This is a genomic window from Variovorax sp. 38R, from assembly GCF_014843395.1.
In the GTDB taxonomy this organism is placed as follows: domain Bacteria; phylum Pseudomonadota; class Gammaproteobacteria; order Burkholderiales; family Burkholderiaceae_C; genus Variovorax; species Variovorax paradoxus_H.
Genome location: NZ_CP062121.1, coordinates 6442226 through 6459585 on the forward strand (window position 1 = coordinate 6442226; position 17360 = coordinate 6459585).

Genomic DNA, 17360 nt, shown 5'->3' on the forward strand with positions numbered 1-17360 from the left:
TATTCACAAGCATAAAATGCCGCGATTTAAGAGATTCACGGAATTTCATGGAACTCGATGCCATCGACCTGCGCATTCTCGACGAGCTGCAACGCGACGGCGCCCTGTCGAACGTCGAACTCGCGCGCCGCGTGCACCTGTCGCCCTCGCCGTGCCTGGCGCGCGTGAAGGTGCTGGAGACCAGCGGCGTGATCGATCGTTATGTGGCGCTCGCGAACGCCAAGGCGCTGGGCCTCGGGCTCAACGTGTTCATCTCGATCAGCCTCACGACGCAGAGCAAGCAGTCGCTGGCCGACTTCGAGCAGCGCATCGTCGAGCACGACGAGGTGATGGAGTGCTACCTGATGACCGGCGACAGCGACTACCTGATCCGCATCGCCGTGGCCGACATGGCGGCGCTGGAGCGCTTCATCATGGAACAGCTGACGCCGATTCCGGGGATCGAGAAGATCCGGTCAAGTTTTGCGTTGAAGCAGGTGAGATACAAAACGGCGCTGCCGTTGCCAGCAGCGCCGCTTCTTTCGTCGAAAGGGTGAGCAAGGCCGCCCGCTGGCGGTCGGCCCTGCTCCGCACCATCGTCGTCAGCTGCCGATGCGTCCGCCGTCATCCTTGGTGATGACGATGGTTGCCGAGCGCGGGCGCTTGCCTGCACCGTAGCCCGCGTTGGAAGGCCATTGGCTGGTGTACTTCGCAGGATCCGCCAGGTCGGCTTGCTTGGTGTTTTCGCCCGGGTGCTGGATGTTGACGAAGATCGCCTTGCCGTCCGGCGTTTCGCAGAGCCCGGTGAGTTCGCAGCCCGAAGGACCGACCAGGAAGCGCTTGAGCGTGTCCGCCGTCGGCTGCTTGCCGATCATGGTGTCGACCGTGTACTGCGTGCTGTCGGCGCGCTGGTAGGTCAGGGTCTTCTTGGCGCCGTCGCCGACCTGGCCCGGCAGCGCGGCCAGCATCATGCAGTTGGTCACGTCGGTGTAGGCGCCGTCGTCGGTCTGGATCCAGCAGATGCCGGTCGAGCGGCTGAACACCAGGCCGTCGGGGCTGGAGAAGTCCTGGTCGGCGGTGAGCTTCGAGAGATTGACTGTGTCGGCATTGGCGCCCGACTCGGCGCCGAAGGCGTAGACGTCCCAACGGAAGCTGGTGCTCGCCGGATTGCCGCCGGCATCGGCCATGCGCAGGATGTGGCCGTTCGGATTCCCGGACTGCGCCTCGGCGCCCTTCATGTCGGTGTAGACGCGCGGATTGGCCGGATCGGGAGTCAGTTGCGACGACGAGGCCGGTTCGATGCGCCGGTTGCTGTTGTTGGTCAGCGTGAGGTAGACCTCGCCGTTGGCCGGGTTGGTGGCGCACCATTCGGGGCGGTCCATCTTGGTGGCGCCGGCAGCGTCGGCCGCAAGGCGCGCATTGACCACCACATCGGCCAGGTTCGCGAACGAATAGCCGGCAAAGCCCGCCACCGCCGGGTTCGACAGCGACAGCTCCAGCCAGGTGCCCGCGCCGTCGGCATTGAAGCGCGCCACGTAGAGCGTGCCGTTGTCCAGGTACTTGGCGCCGGTGGCAAGCGGATCGGCCGGATGGGCATCGGCCTCGGACCAGACCGCATCGGAAACGAACTTGTAGAAGTATTCGTTGCGCGCGTCGTCGCCCATGTAGCAGGCCACCTTCTGGCCCACGACCGGCTTGCTGAACGCGATGCTCTCGTGTGCGTAGCGGCCCAGCGCGGTGCGTTTGACGCCCAGCTTCGACTTGTTGTACGGGTCGAACTCGACGACGAAGCCCATGCCGTTCATCTCGTTGCGGTAGTCGTCCGTGCCGTCGACGGAAGCTCCGGTCTTGCTGATGTTCCAGCGCTGGTACTTGTCGTCCGCACCACCGGTTTCCCAGCCATGGCGGCTGGTCGCGCCCGCGGCACGGCCGTAGCGCTTGAGCGAGGTCACGCTCTTGTCGTTGCTGCGCGCTGCATCGTCGCCCGCGGCGCGGGTGAAGTAGCCGAACCAGTTTTCTTCGCCGGTGAGGAAGGTGCCCCACGGCGTCTTGCCGGTGCCGCAGTTGTTGAGCGTGCCGCGTGTCTTCACGCCGGTGGGCGAGTACTTGGTCTTCATCAGCGCGTCGCCCTTGGCGGGGCCGGCGATGTCGATCTCCGTCAGGGGCGTGACACGGCGGTTGAAGGCCGAGTCCTGGACGTAGCTCCACTTGCCGCCGCCGTTCTTGCGCACTTCGAGGACCGCAATGCCGTGAATGGCGACTTCCTTGTCCACTTCCGCCGCCGGGCGGGGCAGCGTGGTGGTGCCGCCATTGGCGTGCAGGAAGAACGAGGAAAGCTTTTGGTCGGTGGTCGCCTCATGGTTCACCGCGAGGACGCCGCGATCGATGCTCGCGTCGGAGCGCTTGCCGTCGGCGCCCAGGCCGAACCACTCCATGCCGTCGTGGTGGTCACCGCCGCGGTTCTCGAAGTCGGTGTCGGTGCCGTCGTTGGCATAGGCCGGCGTGGCGCCGGTCAATGGATCGCCCAGCGCGTACAGGACGCTGGCGCTGTAGCCGGCGGGAATAAGCACGCTGTCGGCCAGGCTCTTGGGCACGGCGCCGAAGCCCAGCAGCTTCTCGGTCGGTCCCGGCGCAGGTGCGGGAGCCGGTGCGGGCGCCGGAGGAATGATGGGAAACGCCACGCCGCCGCCATTGCCGCCACCGCAGGCAGTCAGGACGGCAGAGCCGACGCCGCCGAGCAGCAGGCCACGCCGGTTGAGGCGGCTGGTCAGCACGCTGTCGAATGTGGGATTGGCGGATCGGTTGGAGTCTTCGTCGTTGAAATCGATGCGGTCTGACATGGAGGATCTCGTGGGGTGTTGGAGAAAAAACGCCCCATGCTAGAAATCGCCCGTGACATCCCCGTGAATCCGCAGTGACGGTTCGATTACTTCGTAAGTCTTACTGCTTGGGCCACAGCGCCCACAGCCGCAGCGGCTGGTTCACGCTCGCGGCCAGCCGGCCGGCCTCTGCGCCGGTGCCGGCGAAGTAGTCGGCGCGCACCGCGCCCACGATGGCGCTGCCCGTGTCCTGTGCCACCACCAGCTTCTGCAGCTGCGCGGTCGGGCCGCTCGATGCGAGCCAGACCGGCGTGCCGTAGGGAATGCTCTCGCGGTCGACCGCGATGGAGCGCCCGGCCGTGAGCGGCACGCCCTGCGCGCCGCGCGGGCCGAAGGCGGCGTCGAGCTCGCTCATGGTCTCTTCGCGGAAGAACACGTAGCGCGGGTTGCTCCACAGCAGCTGCGACACGCGCTGCGGGTTCTGCACGACCCAGGCCTTGGTGTCGTCGGGCCATTTGCCGACCTTGGCTACGCCCTGGCTCATCAGCCATTGCTGCACGCTGCGGTACGGCTGCTCGTTGGTGGCCGCATAGGCCACGCGCACCGTGTGCTGGTAGCCGTTGGCCTCGGTGATGCGCAACCGGCCCGAGCCCTGGATGTGCAGCATCAGCGCGTCGATGGGGTCGGCCATCCAGGCGATCTCGCGACCGCGCAGCGCGGCCTGGGCCTCGGGCAGGGTTTCGATTTCCTGGCGCGTGAACCAGGGGCGCTTGGGCACGAGGCCCTCGGGCGCCTGGTACAGCGGCACGCTGAAGCCGGCCGAGGGCACGCGCGAGGCTTCATACACGGGCTCGTAGTAGCTCGTGAGCTTGCCTTCGCTCTGGCCCGCGAGCGATTCGACACGGTAGGGCTGCAGCCGATCGGTCATCCAGCGGCGCTGCTCTTCGGGCGTGGCGATGGCGAGCTGGCGCACCTCGCGGCACAGCGGTGCGAAGGCGGCGTTGGGTCGCGCGCAGTTGGCCAGCAGCGCAATCCACCCTTCATGCAACGGGTCTTCGCTGAAGCCCGGCAGTTCGGACCAGCCCACGGGCACCCAGCGGCTTTTCGGATGCGCGAGCGATCCGGTCAGCGGACCGAGGTCGCGCGGCGGGGTGACGGTGGGTCGGGTGGGGGCTTCGGGGGCGCGGGGGCCGAGGGAACAGCCGGCGAGCGTTGCTACGATTGCAAGCCCGACCAGCCACTGGAGTCCATTTCTCATGGGTTTGATTCTGCTTGAAGCCCTCGCCGCGGGACTCGTCCTGATCTTGATCATCTGGTGGACCATGTTTTCCGGGCGTAACAAGGGTGAATTGCATGACGAGGCCGACGCCGAGCGTTCCGACGAGGATTCGCCGCCCAAAGCGTGAATTGCTTGTGTAGCCACACGGCGCGCGCCACTGTCGGACAAGCACCCCACTGCTACAACTTTAGTAGCAATCATCGCAGCATTCACGGGCGATGGCGAAAGTTTTCTTATTTTCCGTAGGGCTTTGAGCACGTACCATCGGGGTCCCGTCGGGGGCTAAGCTGTGGCCCGCTTGATTCAACCTTGAAAGGGATCGCCATGAAAAAGTTCGTTCTTGCAACCACCGCAGCAGCCCTCGTTTTGTCCGGCTGTGCCGGCGGAATGACCGACACCCAACGCAACACCGGCATCGGCGCCGGCATCGGTGCCCTCGGCGGCGCCGCCATCGGCTCTGCCACCGGCGGCAACCGCGGTGCCATCGGCACGGGCGCCGTGGTCGGCGCGGCCGCCGGCGCGCTCGGCGGCTACCTGTGGTCGCAGCGCATGGAAAACCAGAAGCGCCAGATGGAGGCCGCCACGCAGGGCACCGGCGTGGCCGTGACGCAGACGGCCAACAACGAGCTGAAGCTCGCCATTCCGAGCGACGTGTCGTTCGACGTGGGCCGCTCCAACATCAAGTCGAACTTCGCGCCCGTGCTCGACCAGTTCGCCAACGGCCTGCGCAACAACCCGAACGCCGAGGTGCGCATCATTGGCCACACCGACAACACCGGCTCCGACGCCATCAACAACCCGCTGTCGGTGGACCGCGCCGCCAGCACGCGCGACTACCTGGTGGCACGCGGCGTGAGTGCCGCGGCATTCCGCATCGAAGGCCGCGGCTCGCATGAGCCGGTGGCCAACAACAACAGCGACGCCGGCCGGGCACAGAACCGCCGCGTCGAGATCTACGTGGGCGAGCGCGCACCGCGCGGCTGATCGAAGCCCCACCGGGAAACCGGCCGCCACATCGAACGGCCGGTTCCCGCTTCAGTTTTCATTGGTCCAAGCAGAGGGAAAATTCATGAGGAAGTTTGTAGTGTCTAGCGCGGCGATGGCCGCTGTGTTGTTCATCGCGGGTTGCGCATCGTCGACCCCGCCGGCCGAAGCACCGGCCGCACAGCAGGCCGCACCGGCCAACAGCTGGACCGCCCGACTGGCCGCGCTGAAGGCCGAGCTCGAAAGCTCCACCAAGGGCACCGGCGTGGTGATCGAGCAGACCGCCGACAACCAGCTTCACGTCGTGATTCCGAATGAACTCTCGTTCGACACGGGCCGCGCCAACGTCAAGCGCAACCTCGCCCAGGTGCTCGACAAGGTCGCCGAAGGCCTGAAGAGCGCCACCACCGCCAGCCTGCGCGTGGTCGGCCACACCGACAGCACGGGCAGCGAAGAAGGCAACGAACGCCTCTCGGTGAGCCGCGCCGACAGCGTGCGCAACCACCTCGTGGGCCGTGGCGTGTCGACCACCGTGATCACCACCGACGGCCGCGGTTCGCGCGAGCCGCTGGCGGACAACGGCACGGCCGCTGGCCGCGCACAGAACCGCCGCGTCGAAATCTTCGTCGCGGAAAAGATCTGACCTTCTAAAGGTCTCTGAGGCGGTTGGCCAGTTCGACCGCCGACTTCACTTCCATCTTCTCGAACACGCGCGCGCGGTGGACCTCCACCGTGCGCACGCTGATCGCGAGCTGGTCGGCGATGAGCTTGTTCGGCAGGCCCTCGACCACGAGCCGCATCACGTCGCGCTCGCGGTCGGTCAGCTCGGCGATGCGGTCGGCCAGGCCGCGGCGCACGCGCTGCACTTCGAGGGCGCGCTGCGACATGCCCAGCGCCTGCTCGATGCGGTCGACCAGCGCGTTGTCCGAGAACGGCTTCTCGCAGAAATCGAAAGCCCCGCGCTTGACCGCCTCGACGGCGGTGGGCACGTCGGCATGGCCGGTCAGGAAGATCACCGGCATCTCGGCCAGCAGGCCGCGTTCGGCCAGTCGGTCGAACAACACCAATCCACTCATGCCGGGCATGCGCACGTCCAGCAGCAGGCAGCGCGGCTGGTCGGGCAGCGGCGCCTCGGTGAGGTACTGCTCGAAGGCCTCGGCGCTGCCGAAGTGCTCGCTGGCGAGGCGGCGCGAACGCAGCAGCCAGGCCAGCGCCTCGCGCACGCTGGCGTCGTCGTCCACGATAAAGATCAAACCATCGATCAGCGGTTGCATGCCATGAGGTCCAGCGGAACAGAAAACGAAGAAGAAAAAGGCGGCCTTATCCCGCAGCGGGAAGGGTAAACCTGAAGACGGTGCCCCGGGGGCGGTTGGGCTCGAACATCAGCGCGCCGCCATGTTGCTCCACCACGGTGCGGCACAGGCTCAGGCCCAGGCCCATGCCGTCGGGGCGCGTGGTGAAGAAGGGCGTGAACAGGCGCGCGGCCACCTCGTCGCTGATGCCGCAGCCCAGGTCGGCCACGGAGAACTCGAGCCAGCGCCGGCCGTCGGCCGGCGCGGTGGCGCCCACGGGCAGGGCACGCGCCACGCGCAGCCTCAACAGGCGGTTGCCGGTGTTGTCGGGACTGTCGAGACTGTCCATGGCCTGCATGGCGTTGCGCGCGAGGTTCAGCAGCACCTGCTCGACCAGTGTGCGGTCGCACACCACGGCGGGCAGGCGCTCTTCGAAGACGATCTCGATCGTCACGTCGAGCTTGCGCGCCTGCAGCCGGACCAGCGGCAGCACGGCGTCGATGAGGGCCTGCGGCGCCACGGCTTCGCGCATGCGGTCGCGCCGGCGCACGAAGTCGTGCACGCTGCGAATGACCTGGCCCGCGCGGTCGGCCTGCTCGGCGATGCGCTTCACGGCCATGGCCACTTCGGCCTGCTCGCCCTTCACTTCGGGCCCGAGCAAGTTGAGCGAGCCGGTGGCGTAGCTGGCAATGGCGGCCAGCGGCTGCGTGAGTTCGTGGCTCAGCAGCGAGGCCATCTCGCCCACGGTGGCCAGGCGCGCGCTGGCCTGCAGGCGCTCCTGACTGGCGCGCGAAATCTCTTCGACGCGGCGCTGCTCGCTCACGTCGATGAAGGCGCTCATCCAGCCGGTCTGCACCTTGTGCGCATTGATGAGCGGCGCCTCGAAGATGAGCACCGGAAAGCGCGTGCCATCTTTGCGCATGAAGACCGACTCGAAGCCCTCACGCGGCGGCAGGCCGCCCGCGAAGCGGCGCGTCTGGCGCAGGTGGTATTCGTGCGCCAGCTCGGTGGGCCAGTACGGCGCCTCGACGCTGTCGGCCATGAGCTCTTCGGGCGTGAAGCCGACCATCTCGCAGAAGGCCGGGTTGACGTAGGTGATGCGGCCCTGCAGGTCGCGCGCGCGCAGGCCGGTGATGACCGAGTCTTCCATCGCCTTGCGAAAGGCCAGCGCATCGGCCAGGTCGCGTTCGGCGCGCAGGCGGCGGCGGGTGTCGCGCGCCAGCAGCACGAGCACCGACACGAGCGCGATCGAGATCGCCGTGACCAGCGCCGTGAGCATGTTGGGGAACAGGTCGGGCGCGGCGCGCCAGCCGTCCACGCGCAGCATGAGCGAGGCGCCCGGCAGGTCGATGCGCTGCTGCGAGGTGAACACGCGCGTGCCGATGCGCCGCGAGGTGCCCAGCGCCACCAGCCGCGTGCCGTCGGCCTCGGTGAAGGCGACCTCCTGGCCGCGCGTGAGCGTGGGGCCGACCAGCTCGACCAGCGTGTCGCGCAGCGAATAGCTCGCGACCAGGTAGTCGCCGCCGTCCATCGGCAGGCACAGCTCCATCACCTCGACGCCGCCGCCGCCGGCCACGGGCACGTAGTGGCTGGGCGAGTAGGCGGGCGCGCCGCCCTTGCGCGCGGTGGCGCAGGCCAGTGCCACGTCGGACTGCGCGGGGCCGCGGTTGCTTTCTTCGAGGATGCGTGTGCGGTAGGGCGTGTTCACGGCCTCGACGGGGCGCAGGTCGGCATCGCGCCATTCGAGCCGCAGCCATTCGCGGTGCTCGCGCAACTGCGCCGCCGCGCGGTCGGCCCAGTGCGTGCGCTCCATGCCCGGCGCGAGCGTGGCGCGCAGGCTCTGGGCGTTTCGCTGCAGGCCGCTGCGCAGGTCGACGACGGCATCGGCGGTGTCGCGCTCGAGCGCGGCCTGCACCTGCTCGACCTCGTGCCGACCGGCCAGCCACACGACGGTGACCAGCAGCGCCGACACCAGTACCGCCAGCAGCAGCCACAGAAACCAGCGCTTCCACAGCGAGCGCAGGCGCGCGAAGGCGACGACCCATCCCCCGCGCTGCGGCTGCTGTTGCGGCGGCGGTGCAGGAACGTCGAGCGCCTCGTCGGCCATCGTCAGGCGAGCACGCGGTGCGACAGCGCGGGCAGCTGGGCGCGCGTGCGCTCGACCTGGCGGGCGTCGAGGTCGAACAGCACCACGCCCTCCTCGACGGCCTGCTGGGCCACCACCGTGCCCCAGGGGTCGATGACCAGCGACTGGCCCCAGGTCTGGCGGCCGTTCTCGTGCGTGCCGCCCTGCGCGGGCGCGACCACCCAGGCCAGGTTCTCGATGGCGCGGGCGCGCAGCAGCACCTCCCAATGCGCGGCGCCCGTCGTGCGCGTGAAGGCACTGGGCACCAGCATCAGGTCGGCGCCCTGCCCCGCCAGCGCGCGGTACAGCTCGGGAAAGCGCAGGTCGTAGCAGACGCTCATGCCCACGCGCCAGGCGTGGCCGTCGCGCGACGGCAGGTCGAACACCACGGGCTGCGCGCCGGGTGCGATGACGCGGCGCTCGTCGTAGTGCTCGGTGCCGTTGTCGAAGAAGAACAGGTGGATCTTGTCGTAGCGCGCCACGCACTTGCCTTCGGGCGAGAAGGCCAGCGAGCTGTTGAACACGTGGTCGGCGTCGTCGCTCTCGATGGGCAGCGTGCCGCCGACGATCCACAGGCCGAACTCGCGCGCGGCGTCGGCCAGGAAGCCCTGCACGGTGCCGGCGCCGGCGGTCTCGCGCAGGCCGAGCTTGTCGGTGTCGCGCGCGCCCATCATGCAGAAATACTCGGGCAGCACCGCGAGCTCGGCGCCGTCGCGCGCCGCCTGCCCGAGCAGGGCGTGGGCCCGCACGAGGTTGGCTTCGCGGGTGATGGCGGACACCATCTGGATGGCTGCGACTTTCATTGCGTGGTCTCCGTTTTCTTGCCTTCGCCGGCCGCGGGTGCGCCCGAGATACCGGGCAGTTGCAGCGAGCGCGGCACCTTGGTGATCTTCGGGTCGGCCCAGGTGCCTTCGACGTGGAACTCCTGCGTGGCGGCGGCCGCGAGCGGCTTGCTCAGCACCCACTGCGCGAGGAAGGTGCCCAGGCCGATGGCCGGGTTGATGGCCGTGGCCACCAGCGCGGCCGTGCCGGCGTTGATTTCGGGCACGACCACCACGCGCAGGTTCTGCGTCTCGCGCACGATGTCGGCCGAGCCGTCCATGAGCGCGGCGGCGTTGACGCCCTTCATCTGCAGGTTGTTGGTGCTGGCGATGCCCTTGTTGATCTTCGCGTCGCCGCGGATGAAGTCGAAGGCAAAGCCCTGGCTGAACACGTCGCGGAAATCGAGCGTGAGCCGGCGCGGTAGCGCCTGCAGGCTCAGCACGCCCAGCAGCTTGGCCAGACCCGGATCGGCCTTGAGGAACTGGCCCTGCTCCACGTCGACCTGCAGCTGGCCGCCCAGGCTCGGGTAGTCGAGCGAGAACGGCGAGCCACGCCAGTTCACCTCGCCCTCGAGCCGCCCCTTGCCGCGCCGCAGCACGCCCGGCATGCCGAAGCGCGTGAGCAGGTCGCCGGCGTCGGCGATGTCGAGCTTGAAGTTCATGGCCGTGGTGCGGCGCTGGCCGGCGTTCGCGCCGCCGCCCGCCGGCGCGGCCCAGGTACCCTTGGCGGTGAAGGTGGCTTCGGGCACGCTGAACGCGAGCTTGTTGAGCAGCCATTCGCGCCCGCCGCGGTTGACGGCATCGATCTCGGCGCGGCCCAGGCGCTTGCCGAGCAGCTCGAAGTCGTCGACCACGATGTCCAGCGCCGGCAAGGTGCCGGGTTGCTCGTCGAGCAGGGTCTCGACCTGCGTGGCCTCGGTCGGCGCGATCTTCAGGCGCGCCAGCCGCGCATAGAGCCGGCCGTCCTGGCTGTGGCTGTACTCGGCGTAGCCGCTCAATTCGCTGGCGTCGACGTTGGCGCGCCAGAGCGCACCTTCGCGCGTGCCGCCGAGCACCACGTTGTGCAGGGTGCGCCCCGCGATGCCCAGTTGCTGCGCGCGCACCGCGATGCGCGTGGGCAGGTAGGCCAGGTCGGGGTCGTCGGCGCGCTCGCCGGCGGCGGCCGCGGCGCTGGTGCCCACCAGCGTCTGCCAGGCACCCATGTCGAGCTTGGCGACGTTGACGTTGGCGAACACGCCGCGGTCGGGCGGCAGCGCCGTCTCGCCCGCGGCCAGCCCGATGCCGATGCCACCGCGCAGCACGCGCGCCTCGCCCGTGGCCGACAGCTCGCGCACGTACTGCACCGAGCCGACGCGGCCGAGTTCGAGCGTCAGCTGGTCTTGCGTGGCGACGTGGCGGGCATCGCGCGTGAGCACCTTCTTCTCGATGCGCAGCGGCATCTGCTCTTCGGCGGACTTGACCAGCGGCGTGGGCAGTTGCAGCGCCAGCCCCTGCAGGCTGCTGGTGAGGGAGAACTCGGGCGTGTCGTCGCGCATCGAGAAGGTGGCGGCGTAGGGCGTGCTGCCGGTTGCGTGCTTGGCCAGCCGCGCGAGCCAGTCGACCTCGCGCGCGCCGCGCAGCCCTTCGGCGCTGGCCGTGCCCTGCGCCTTCAGCGCCAGTTCGCGCTGCGGTCCGCTGAAGCGGCCCTTGCCTTCGACGCGCACGTCGCCACCCAGCAGGCGGGCCTGCACGCCGGCCAGCGAAAAGCCGGTGTCGGTGAAGCTGAGCGTGCCGCGCGCCTGCGTGAACGGCGGGGCCTCGGGCACCAGCTGCAGCTCGTTGTCGGCCAGCGTGACGGTGGCCTGCACCTTGGTGTTGTTGACGTTGTCCAGCGGCAGGTCGAGGCGCAGCTTGTAGTCGGCCGAGCCGGTGGCGCGCGCGCGCTGCAGGAAAGGCCCGGCCTCGCCGGCCAGCGGCGCACCGGCGCGCAGCACTTCGCCCAGCGGCCCCTTGGCCTGCGCGTCGACGCGCAGCATTGCGGCGTGGTGCGACATGTCGGCGATCTGCACCTCGGCCTTCGTGACCTCGACGCCGGGCGCGCCCGCCACACGGCCGCGCGCGTTGCGCACCAGCATGCCCGCACGCTCGAAGACCAACTCGCCCGACACGCCGGTGAGCGCCGGCCACACGGGCGGCGGCGCGGCAGGCGGGCCGGTGCGCGACGGCGGGGTTGTGGTGGCCGCGCTGGCCGCACTGGCCGCCGCGAGCGACGGCGGCACGTAGGCGTAGTGCACGTCCGACACCTTGGCCGCGATGCGGAACTCGCCCTGCTTCGGGTCCATGAAGGGCATGTCGTGCAGGTCGCCGCGCACGCGGAAATCGACGATGCTGGCCGTGCCCTTGACGACCGACTCGCGCACGTAGTCGCGCGTGTGCTGCGGAATGTCGAGCGGCAGGTAGCGGAACACGCGGGTGCCGTCGGCGCGCGTGAGCTTGCCCTGCAGGTCGAGCACGCCGGGGTGCTGTGCGCGGCTGCTCGAGGTGGCCGGGTCGCTGGTGCGCCAGTGGGCCTCGGCCTCACCCTCGGCGTCGGCGTTGGCAAAGCGCAGCTTCGACACCTGCACCTGCATGGCGCCGTTGTCGAGCTTCCACTGCAGCTGGGTCGAGAGCCGGTCGATGGGGATGACGGGGTCTTCGAACACGCCGGGGAATTCGAGCGTGCCCTTGGCCATGGCCAGCGTGGCGGTGCCGCCGGTGTGGCTGGCGTCGAAGTCGAGCGTGGCGCCGCTGAGGCCGGGCGTGCCGGGGTGCACGCGCGGTGGCGAGGCGGCAGCGCCCGCCGGTGCCGGTGTGCTCGGCGCGGCCGATGCAGCCGGCGCTGGCTGCGACGCCACGCGCAGCCCGCTGACCCGGCCCTTGGCCTGGTAGCGCGCGATGGCATCGGGCGCGCCCTGCCAGTTCATGTCGATGCGCTCGACCAGGCCGCGCGGCGCATAGGCGCCCAGCACGCGGTGCGTGGCCTCGCCCAGCGGCAGGCGGTCGGCAATGAGGGCCAGCGCGGCGAGGTCGAGCCGGTCGGCCTTCAACGCGCCGTGCTCGGGCGTGCGGCCCTTGGTCGGCGTGTGCTGCAGCCACAGGTTGCCGCCGGGCCAGCGCATGCCGTCGACGGTGTCGAACTGCAACGCGGTGGTCGAAAACTCGAAGGTGTCGGCCTTCAGGTGCCCCGCCAGCCGGCCGGTGACGGCGCGCAGCACCAGCGGCTGCAGCCCCTTGCCGAGCGAGGCGTCGATGCGGTTCAAGCCGAGGTCGGCGGCGCCGCCGACGACGCGCCCGTCGTCCACGTCGGCCCACAGGCGCAGCGCGCCGTTGCCTTCGCGGATGCGCGCGTCGAGCGAGACGTACTGGCCGAGCCGGGTGACGTCGATGTAGGGCAGGTCGGCATAGAGCTGGCCGTCCCAGGTCTGCCAGTGGCCGCTGCGCAGCGACAGCAACGGCTGGCGGAACTGGCCGCGCAGCGTGAAGCGCTCGCCCCAGCCGGCCGGCGGCGTGGCGTCCAGCCGCAGGCCGTGGCGGCGCGCGCCGTTGCGGGACACGAAGCGCACGTCGGTCAGCAGCAGCGGTTCGGCGCCGCGCTGCTCGTCGGTCCAGCGCACGGTGCCGCCTTCGATGACGAACTCGCGCTGCGCGAAAAACCAGTCGGCGGCGCGGGTCTCTCCGGTGGTGTCGGTCTCCATGTGCAATCCAGCCACATGGAGTTTTCCCTGAGTGTCGCGGCGCACGTCGAGCTGCGGGCCCTCGATGTAGAGCTGCTCGAAATTGAGGCGCCACAGCGAGCGCGGCGACACGCTCGCCACCACCCGCACGAGGCGAAGGGCCTCGCGTTTGTCTGCGTCCTGCAGCACCACGTCGCGCAATTCGAAGGCCGGAAATAGCCCTTCGGAACGGGCGGTGATGGCGCCGATGCGCACCGGGACACCGATGGCCTTGCTAGCCTGCGCCTCGAGTGCACCGCGAAAATCGCCGATTCGCGGCACAATCCACGCGTGCAGGACCACGACTGACAGCGCCAGCAGAAGCCACGCAGCGAAGAGCAGACCCAATAGCCAGCGCGCTGTCACAGCGGTGATTTGGAGCAGACGTGAAGGGGAAGACGCCGTGTCGTTCATTGAGGGTCGCGCTGTGTCGGGAATTATGACCGCCAGCCTAGAGCCGGGTTCCGCGCCAACCCACACCAGTGTGAATCAGTTGCCATCCAATCCGACGCCTTCCGCGTTTTCTTCCAGTTCCCGATTCGTCCAGCGGCTGCGTCGCCGCTATGCGGCCGAGCTCGGCCTGCTGCCGCCCGGCGAGCCCCGGCGCGAATCGATGACCGTCGCCTACGACGAACTGCGCGCCCGCGGCGTGGCCGTCGGCGATGCGTTGCGCATCGTGCGCCAGCTCGTCATGGAACGTCTGGTCACACTCGATTGCGACCAGCAGGCCCCGCTCGCCGTGGTGACCACGGCCGTGACCGAGCTGGCCGAACTGGCGCTGGACATCGCCTGCCAGGACGCCTGCCATGAACTCGACGCCCAGCACGGCGCGCCGCTCGGCCCCGAAGGTCAGCGCTCGCAGCTGTGGGTCATCGGCATGGGCAAGCTCGGTGCGCGCGAACTCAACGTGTCGAGCGACATCGACCTCATCTACCTGTACGACGTCGACGGCGACACGGCCGGCGATGCCGACGGGCGCGGCAAGCTGTCGAACCAGGAATACTTTGCGCGCGCCGTGAAGCGCATCTATGCGCTGGTCGGCGACGTGACCGAGCACGGCTTCGTGTTCCGCGTCGACCTGGCGCTGCGGCCCAACGGCAACTCGGGGCCGAGCGTGGTCTCGCTCGATGCGCTCGAAGAATATTTCCAGGTGCAGGGCCGCGAGTGGGAGCGCTTTGCCTGGATGAAGAGCCGCGTGGTCGCGCCGCGCGCCGTGGTGCAGGACGGCCAGGCCCAGGCGCTGCGCACCGTGGTGCTGCCCTTCGTGTTCCGCCGCTACCTCGACTACAGCGTGTTCGACTCGCTGCGCATCCTGCACCGCCAGATCCGCGAGCAGTCGGCGCGCCGCAGCGCCGGACGCCCCGAGCGCGCCAACGACGTGAAGCTCTCGCGCGGGGGCATCCGCGAAATCGAATTCACCGTGCAGCTGCTGCAGGTGGTGCGCGGCGGCCAGTTCCCCGAGCTGCGCACGCGCCCCACGCTCGATGCGCTGCAACGGCTGGCGCGCGCCAACCTCATGCCGCAGGACACGGCCGACACGTTGGCCGCGGCCTACGAGTTCCTGCGCCGCGTGGAGCACCGCATCCAGTACCTGGACGACCAGCAGACCCACGTGCTGCCGGTCAACGACGACGACCTGCGCTGGATCGCGCAGTCGATGGGCTATGCCGACTGCTGCCCTTTTCTCGAACAGCTCGACACGCACCGCGAGTTCGTGGCGCAGGAATTCGACAAGCTGCTGGGCGGCGAGAAGCCCTGCAACGGCAAGTGCAACGGCAAGAAATCCACCGCGCCCGCCGATCTGGTCGACCTGCTCGACGACCTGCCGCCGGTGTTTGCCGAGCGCATCCGCGACTGGTGTGAAACGCCGCGCGTGCTCGCGCTGCGCGAAGAAACCCGGGGCCGCCTGCGCCAGCTGGTGCAGCGCACCGGCCAGTGGCTGAAAGAACCCGACGGCGACGGCGCAGGACAAACGCCGCGCCACGTCGATGCCGCCATGCGCTGGGCCGACTGGATCGAGCCGCTGATGCGCCGCGAGAGCTACCTGGCGCTGCTGGTCGAACGCCCCGCCGTGCAGGAGCGCCTGCTGCGCCTGCTGGGCGCCGCGAAATGGCCGGCGCGCTACCTCATGCAGCACCCGGGCGTGATCGACGAGCTCGCGAGCGACGAGATGCTCTCGGGCCGCTTCATCGCCGACGAATTCGAGCGCGAGCTCGAAGCGCGCCACACCTCGCTCACCCGCACCGGCGAAGCCGACGAAGAGCGCCTGCTGAACCTGCTGCGCCACGCCCACCACGCCGAGGTGTTCCGCACGCTGGCGCGCGACGTGGACGGCCGCATCACCGTCGAACAGGTGGCCGACGACCTGAGTGCGCTGGCCGACACCACGCTGCGCGTGACCGCGCGCTGGTGCTGGCCGCATGTGCGCAACCGGCACCGCGAGGTACCGCAGTTCGCGATCATTGGCTACGGGAAATTGGGCGGCAAAGAGCTGGGCTACGGCAGCGACCTGGACATCGTGTTCGTCTATGACGACGACGACGAGCGCGCCGGCGAGGTCTATGCGGCCTACGTGCGCAAGCTCATCAACTGGCTCACGGTGAAGACACGCGAGGGCGACCTGTTCGAGATCGACACCGCGCTGCGGCCCAACGGCAATTCGGGCCTGCTCACCACCAGCTTCGAAGCCTACGAAAAGTACCAGCTCGGGCGCGGCAGCAACACCGCATGGACCTGGGAGCACCAGGCCATGACGCGCGCGCGCTTCGTGCTCGGCAGCGCCGACCACGGCGCCGAGCTTGGCGCGCGTTTCGACCAGGTGCGCGAGGCCGTGATGGTCGCCCCGCGCGACCGCGAATCGCTGAAGGCCGAGATCATCGGCATGCGCAACAAGCTGCGCGGCGCCCGCCCCGTGAAGGCCGACCGCTTCGACGTGAAGCACAGCCCCGGTGGCATGGTCGATGCCGAGTTCGCTGTGCAGTTTCTGGTGCTGTCGGCCTCGGGCGCGCACCCCGAGCTGATTCCCAACCTGGGCAACATCGCGCTGCTGCTGCGCGCCGAACAGGCCGGGCTGCTGCCCGAAGGCGTGGGACGCGACGCGGCCAAGGCCTACCGCGAGCTGCGCCGCGTGCAGCACCGCGCACGCCTGAACGAAGAGCCGACGCAGGTCACGCCGCCCGCCCTGAGCGCCGAGCGCGACGCCATGCTGGCGCTGTGGAAGGCGGTCTTTGGCTGACGGCGCCCTCGCATCCCGCGCGCTGACGGCCTGCGCCCTGGCCGCCGCGCTCGTGCTGGCCGGCTGCGCCAGCGGACCGCGCAGCAGCGGTGGCGGTGTGGCCAGTGGCCGCGACGGCCCCGGCAGCAACATCCCGTCCGACCTCGATCGCGTGCCCGACGCCGAGCCCCGCATCGAGGCCATCCGCAGCACCGGCGGCACCAGCAAGCCCTACACGGTGCTGGGCCGCGGCTACCAGCCGATCACCGACGACCGGCCGTTCCGCGAATCGGGCATCGCCTCGTGGTACGGCCGCAAGTTCCATGCGGCCTCGACCGCCAGCGGCGAGCCCTACGACATGTACGCCATGACGGCCGCGCACAAGACGCTGCCGCTGCCGAGCTACGTGCGCGTGCGCAACCCGGCCAACGGGCGCGAAGTGATCGTGCGCGTGAACGACCGCGGCCCCTTCGTGGACGGTCGCGTGATCGACCTGAGCTACACGGCGGCGCTGAAGCTCGACCTGCTGCGCGGCGTGGCGCCCGTGGAGATCGAGCGCATCACCAACGAAGACATCCGCACCGGCGCCTGGCGCCGCGATGCGGGCACGGCCTATGCCGCGGCGCCAGCGCCGGCACCCGTTCGGGTGGCTGCGGCACCGGTGGCTGTGCCATCGGCCTGGGTCGCGCCGGTCGCGATGACGGCTGCTGCCGCGCCTGCTGCGACGATGCCCGTGGCACCGCAGACGCCGGTGATGGCCGCTGCACCGTCGGAGCCCGAGGCACCGGCCGGCCCGCGCGAAGCGATGGTGGTGACGGACCTCGCGCCGCTGGCCCCGCTCGCGGCGCCCGCCGCACCCTCGACGCCTGCATCCGCGGCGTCCGGCTTCTGGGTGCAACTCGGCGCGTTCCGCGAACGCGACGGCGCCGAGAGTCTGAGAAACCAGGCCGCGCGCGGCCTGCCCACGCTGGCACCGCAGCTGCGCGTGTTCAGCGAAGCCGGCACGCACCGCCTGCAGGCCGGCCCGTTCCCGTCGCGCAATGCGGCGGGCGAGGCTGTCACGCAGCTGCGCGACAGCCTGCGCATCGCGCCGATGGTGGTCGAAAGGCGCTGAGG

Annotated in this window: 12 protein-coding genes; 6 read left to right on the forward strand and 6 right to left on the reverse strand. The window is 69.6% G+C overall.

Features of this window, described 5'->3' with window-relative positions; all coding sequences use genetic code 11:
- Positions 1 to 47 precede the first annotated feature (47 nt).
- Positions 48 to 536: an Lrp/AsnC family transcriptional regulator gene (locus IG196_RS29935; RefSeq protein ID WP_192194140.1), complete on the forward strand. Its 489-nt coding sequence runs from the start codon at positions 48 to 50 to the stop codon at positions 534 to 536.
- 45 nt (positions 537 to 581) lie between these two features.
- Here IG196_RS29935 and IG196_RS29940 read toward each other — a convergent pair whose 3' ends face one another.
- Positions 582 to 2819 (reverse strand): PhoX family protein, encoded by a 2238-nt coding sequence (locus IG196_RS29940; RefSeq protein ID WP_192194141.1) that lies wholly within the window; start codon positions 2817 to 2819, stop codon positions 582 to 584.
- Between the two features lie 100 nt (positions 2820 to 2919).
- Positions 2920 to 4056 carry a murein transglycosylase A gene (locus IG196_RS29945; RefSeq protein WP_192194142.1) on the reverse strand — a complete coding sequence of 379 codons (1137 nt, stop codon included), beginning with the start codon at positions 4054 to 4056 and terminating at the stop codon, positions 2920 to 2922.
- Here IG196_RS29945 and IG196_RS29950 point away from each other — a divergent pair.
- The 3 genes from IG196_RS29950 to IG196_RS29960 all read left to right on the forward strand — a co-directional run bounded on the left by IG196_RS29950 (position 4055) and on the right by IG196_RS29960 (position 5704).
- Positions 4055 to 4204, forward strand: coding sequence for a hypothetical protein (locus IG196_RS29950; protein ID WP_180838952.1), 150 nt, complete (start codon positions 4055 to 4057; stop codon positions 4202 to 4204). The two genes, IG196_RS29945 and IG196_RS29950, sit on opposite strands and share 2 nt — an antisense overlap.
- A gap of 197 nt (positions 4205 to 4401) precedes the next feature.
- Positions 4402 to 5061 (forward strand): OmpA family protein, encoded by a 660-nt coding sequence (locus tag IG196_RS29955; RefSeq protein WP_192194143.1) that lies wholly within the window; start codon positions 4402 to 4404, stop codon positions 5059 to 5061.
- An 85-nt stretch (positions 5062 to 5146) separates the two neighbouring features.
- A complete protein-coding gene (locus IG196_RS29960; RefSeq protein ID WP_192194144.1) occupies positions 5147 to 5704 on the forward strand; it encodes an OmpA family protein in 558 nt (185 codons plus the stop codon).
- A gap of 4 nt (positions 5705 to 5708) precedes the next feature.
- Here the strand turns inward: IG196_RS29960 and IG196_RS29965 are convergent, their stop codons facing one another.
- Genes IG196_RS29965 through IG196_RS29980 form a run of 4 tightly spaced genes read right to left on the reverse strand, consistent with a single transcriptional unit; the run spans position 5709 to position 13444 of the window.
- Positions 5709 to 6335, reverse strand: a complete 627-nt coding sequence (locus tag IG196_RS29965; protein WP_192194145.1) for a response regulator transcription factor — start codon at positions 6333 to 6335, stop codon at positions 5709 to 5711.
- Between the two features lie 46 nt (positions 6336 to 6381).
- Positions 6382 to 8460 carry a PAS domain S-box protein gene (locus IG196_RS29970; protein ID WP_192194146.1) on the reverse strand — a complete coding sequence of 693 codons (2079 nt, stop codon included), beginning with the start codon at positions 8458 to 8460 and terminating at the stop codon, positions 6382 to 6384.
- A gap of 2 nt (positions 8461 to 8462) precedes the next feature.
- Positions 8463 to 9281 carry a carbon-nitrogen hydrolase family protein gene (locus IG196_RS29975; protein ID WP_192194147.1) on the reverse strand — a complete coding sequence of 273 codons (819 nt, stop codon included), beginning with the start codon at positions 9279 to 9281 and terminating at the stop codon, positions 8463 to 8465.
- Positions 9278 to 13444, reverse strand: coding sequence for a YhdP family protein (locus IG196_RS29980; protein ID WP_192194148.1), 4167 nt, complete (start codon positions 13442 to 13444; stop codon positions 9278 to 9280). Before IG196_RS29980 ends, IG196_RS29975 begins: the two co-directional genes overlap by 4 nt.
- Before the next feature lie 25 nt (positions 13445 to 13469).
- Here IG196_RS29980 and glnE point away from each other — a divergent pair, with 25 nt between their 5' ends.
- Both glnE and IG196_RS29990 read left to right on the forward strand, forming a co-directional pair.
- Positions 13470 to 16265, forward strand: a complete 2796-nt coding sequence (gene glnE / locus IG196_RS29985; protein WP_192194149.1) for a bifunctional [glutamate--ammonia ligase]-adenylyl-L-tyrosine phosphorylase/[glutamate--ammonia-ligase] adenylyltransferase — start codon at positions 13470 to 13472, stop codon at positions 16263 to 16265.
- The gene (locus IG196_RS29990; RefSeq protein ID WP_192194150.1) at positions 16258 to 17358 is read left to right on the forward strand and encodes a septal ring lytic transglycosylase RlpA family protein; all 1101 of its coding nucleotides are present in this window, start codon (positions 16258 to 16260) and stop codon (positions 17356 to 17358) included. Before glnE ends, IG196_RS29990 begins: the two co-directional genes overlap by 8 nt.
- The last annotated feature ends 2 nt before the right edge of the window (positions 17359 to 17360 follow it).

What these genes read in the sequence shown, in the direction of transcription:
- IG196_RS29965 (WP_192194145.1), bottom strand. Translation starts at nt 6,335, where the DNA reads ATGCAACCGCTGATCGATGGTTTGATCTTTATCGTGGACGACGACGCC.
- IG196_RS29935 (WP_192194140.1), top strand. Translation starts at nt 48, where the DNA reads ATGGAACTCGATGCCATCGACCTGCGCATTCTCGACGAGCTGCAACGC.
- IG196_RS29945 (WP_192194142.1), bottom strand. Translation starts at nt 4,056, where the DNA reads ATGAGAAATGGACTCCAGTGGCTGGTCGGGCTTGCAATCGTAGCAACG.
- IG196_RS29960 (WP_192194144.1), top strand. Translation starts at nt 5,147, where the DNA reads ATGAGGAAGTTTGTAGTGTCTAGCGCGGCGATGGCCGCTGTGTTGTTC.
- IG196_RS29975 (WP_192194147.1), bottom strand. Translation starts at nt 9,281, where the DNA reads ATGAAAGTCGCAGCCATCCAGATGGTGTCCGCCATCACCCGCGAAGCC.
- IG196_RS29980 (WP_192194148.1), bottom strand. Translation starts at nt 13,444, where the DNA reads ATGAACGACACGGCGTCTTCCCCTTCACGTCTGCTCCAAATCACCGCT.
- IG196_RS29970 (WP_192194146.1), bottom strand. Translation starts at nt 8,460, where the DNA reads ATGGCCGACGAGGCGCTCGACGTTCCTGCACCGCCGCCGCAACAGCAG.
- glnE (WP_192194149.1), top strand. Translation starts at nt 13,470, where the DNA reads ATGACCGCCAGCCTAGAGCCGGGTTCCGCGCCAACCCACACCAGTGTG.
- IG196_RS29950 (WP_180838952.1), top strand. Translation starts at nt 4,055, where the DNA reads ATGGGTTTGATTCTGCTTGAAGCCCTCGCCGCGGGACTCGTCCTGATC.
- IG196_RS29940 (WP_192194141.1), bottom strand. Translation starts at nt 2,819, where the DNA reads ATGTCAGACCGCATCGATTTCAACGACGAAGACTCCAACCGATCCGCC.
- IG196_RS29955 (WP_192194143.1), top strand. Translation starts at nt 4,402, where the DNA reads ATGAAAAAGTTCGTTCTTGCAACCACCGCAGCAGCCCTCGTTTTGTCC.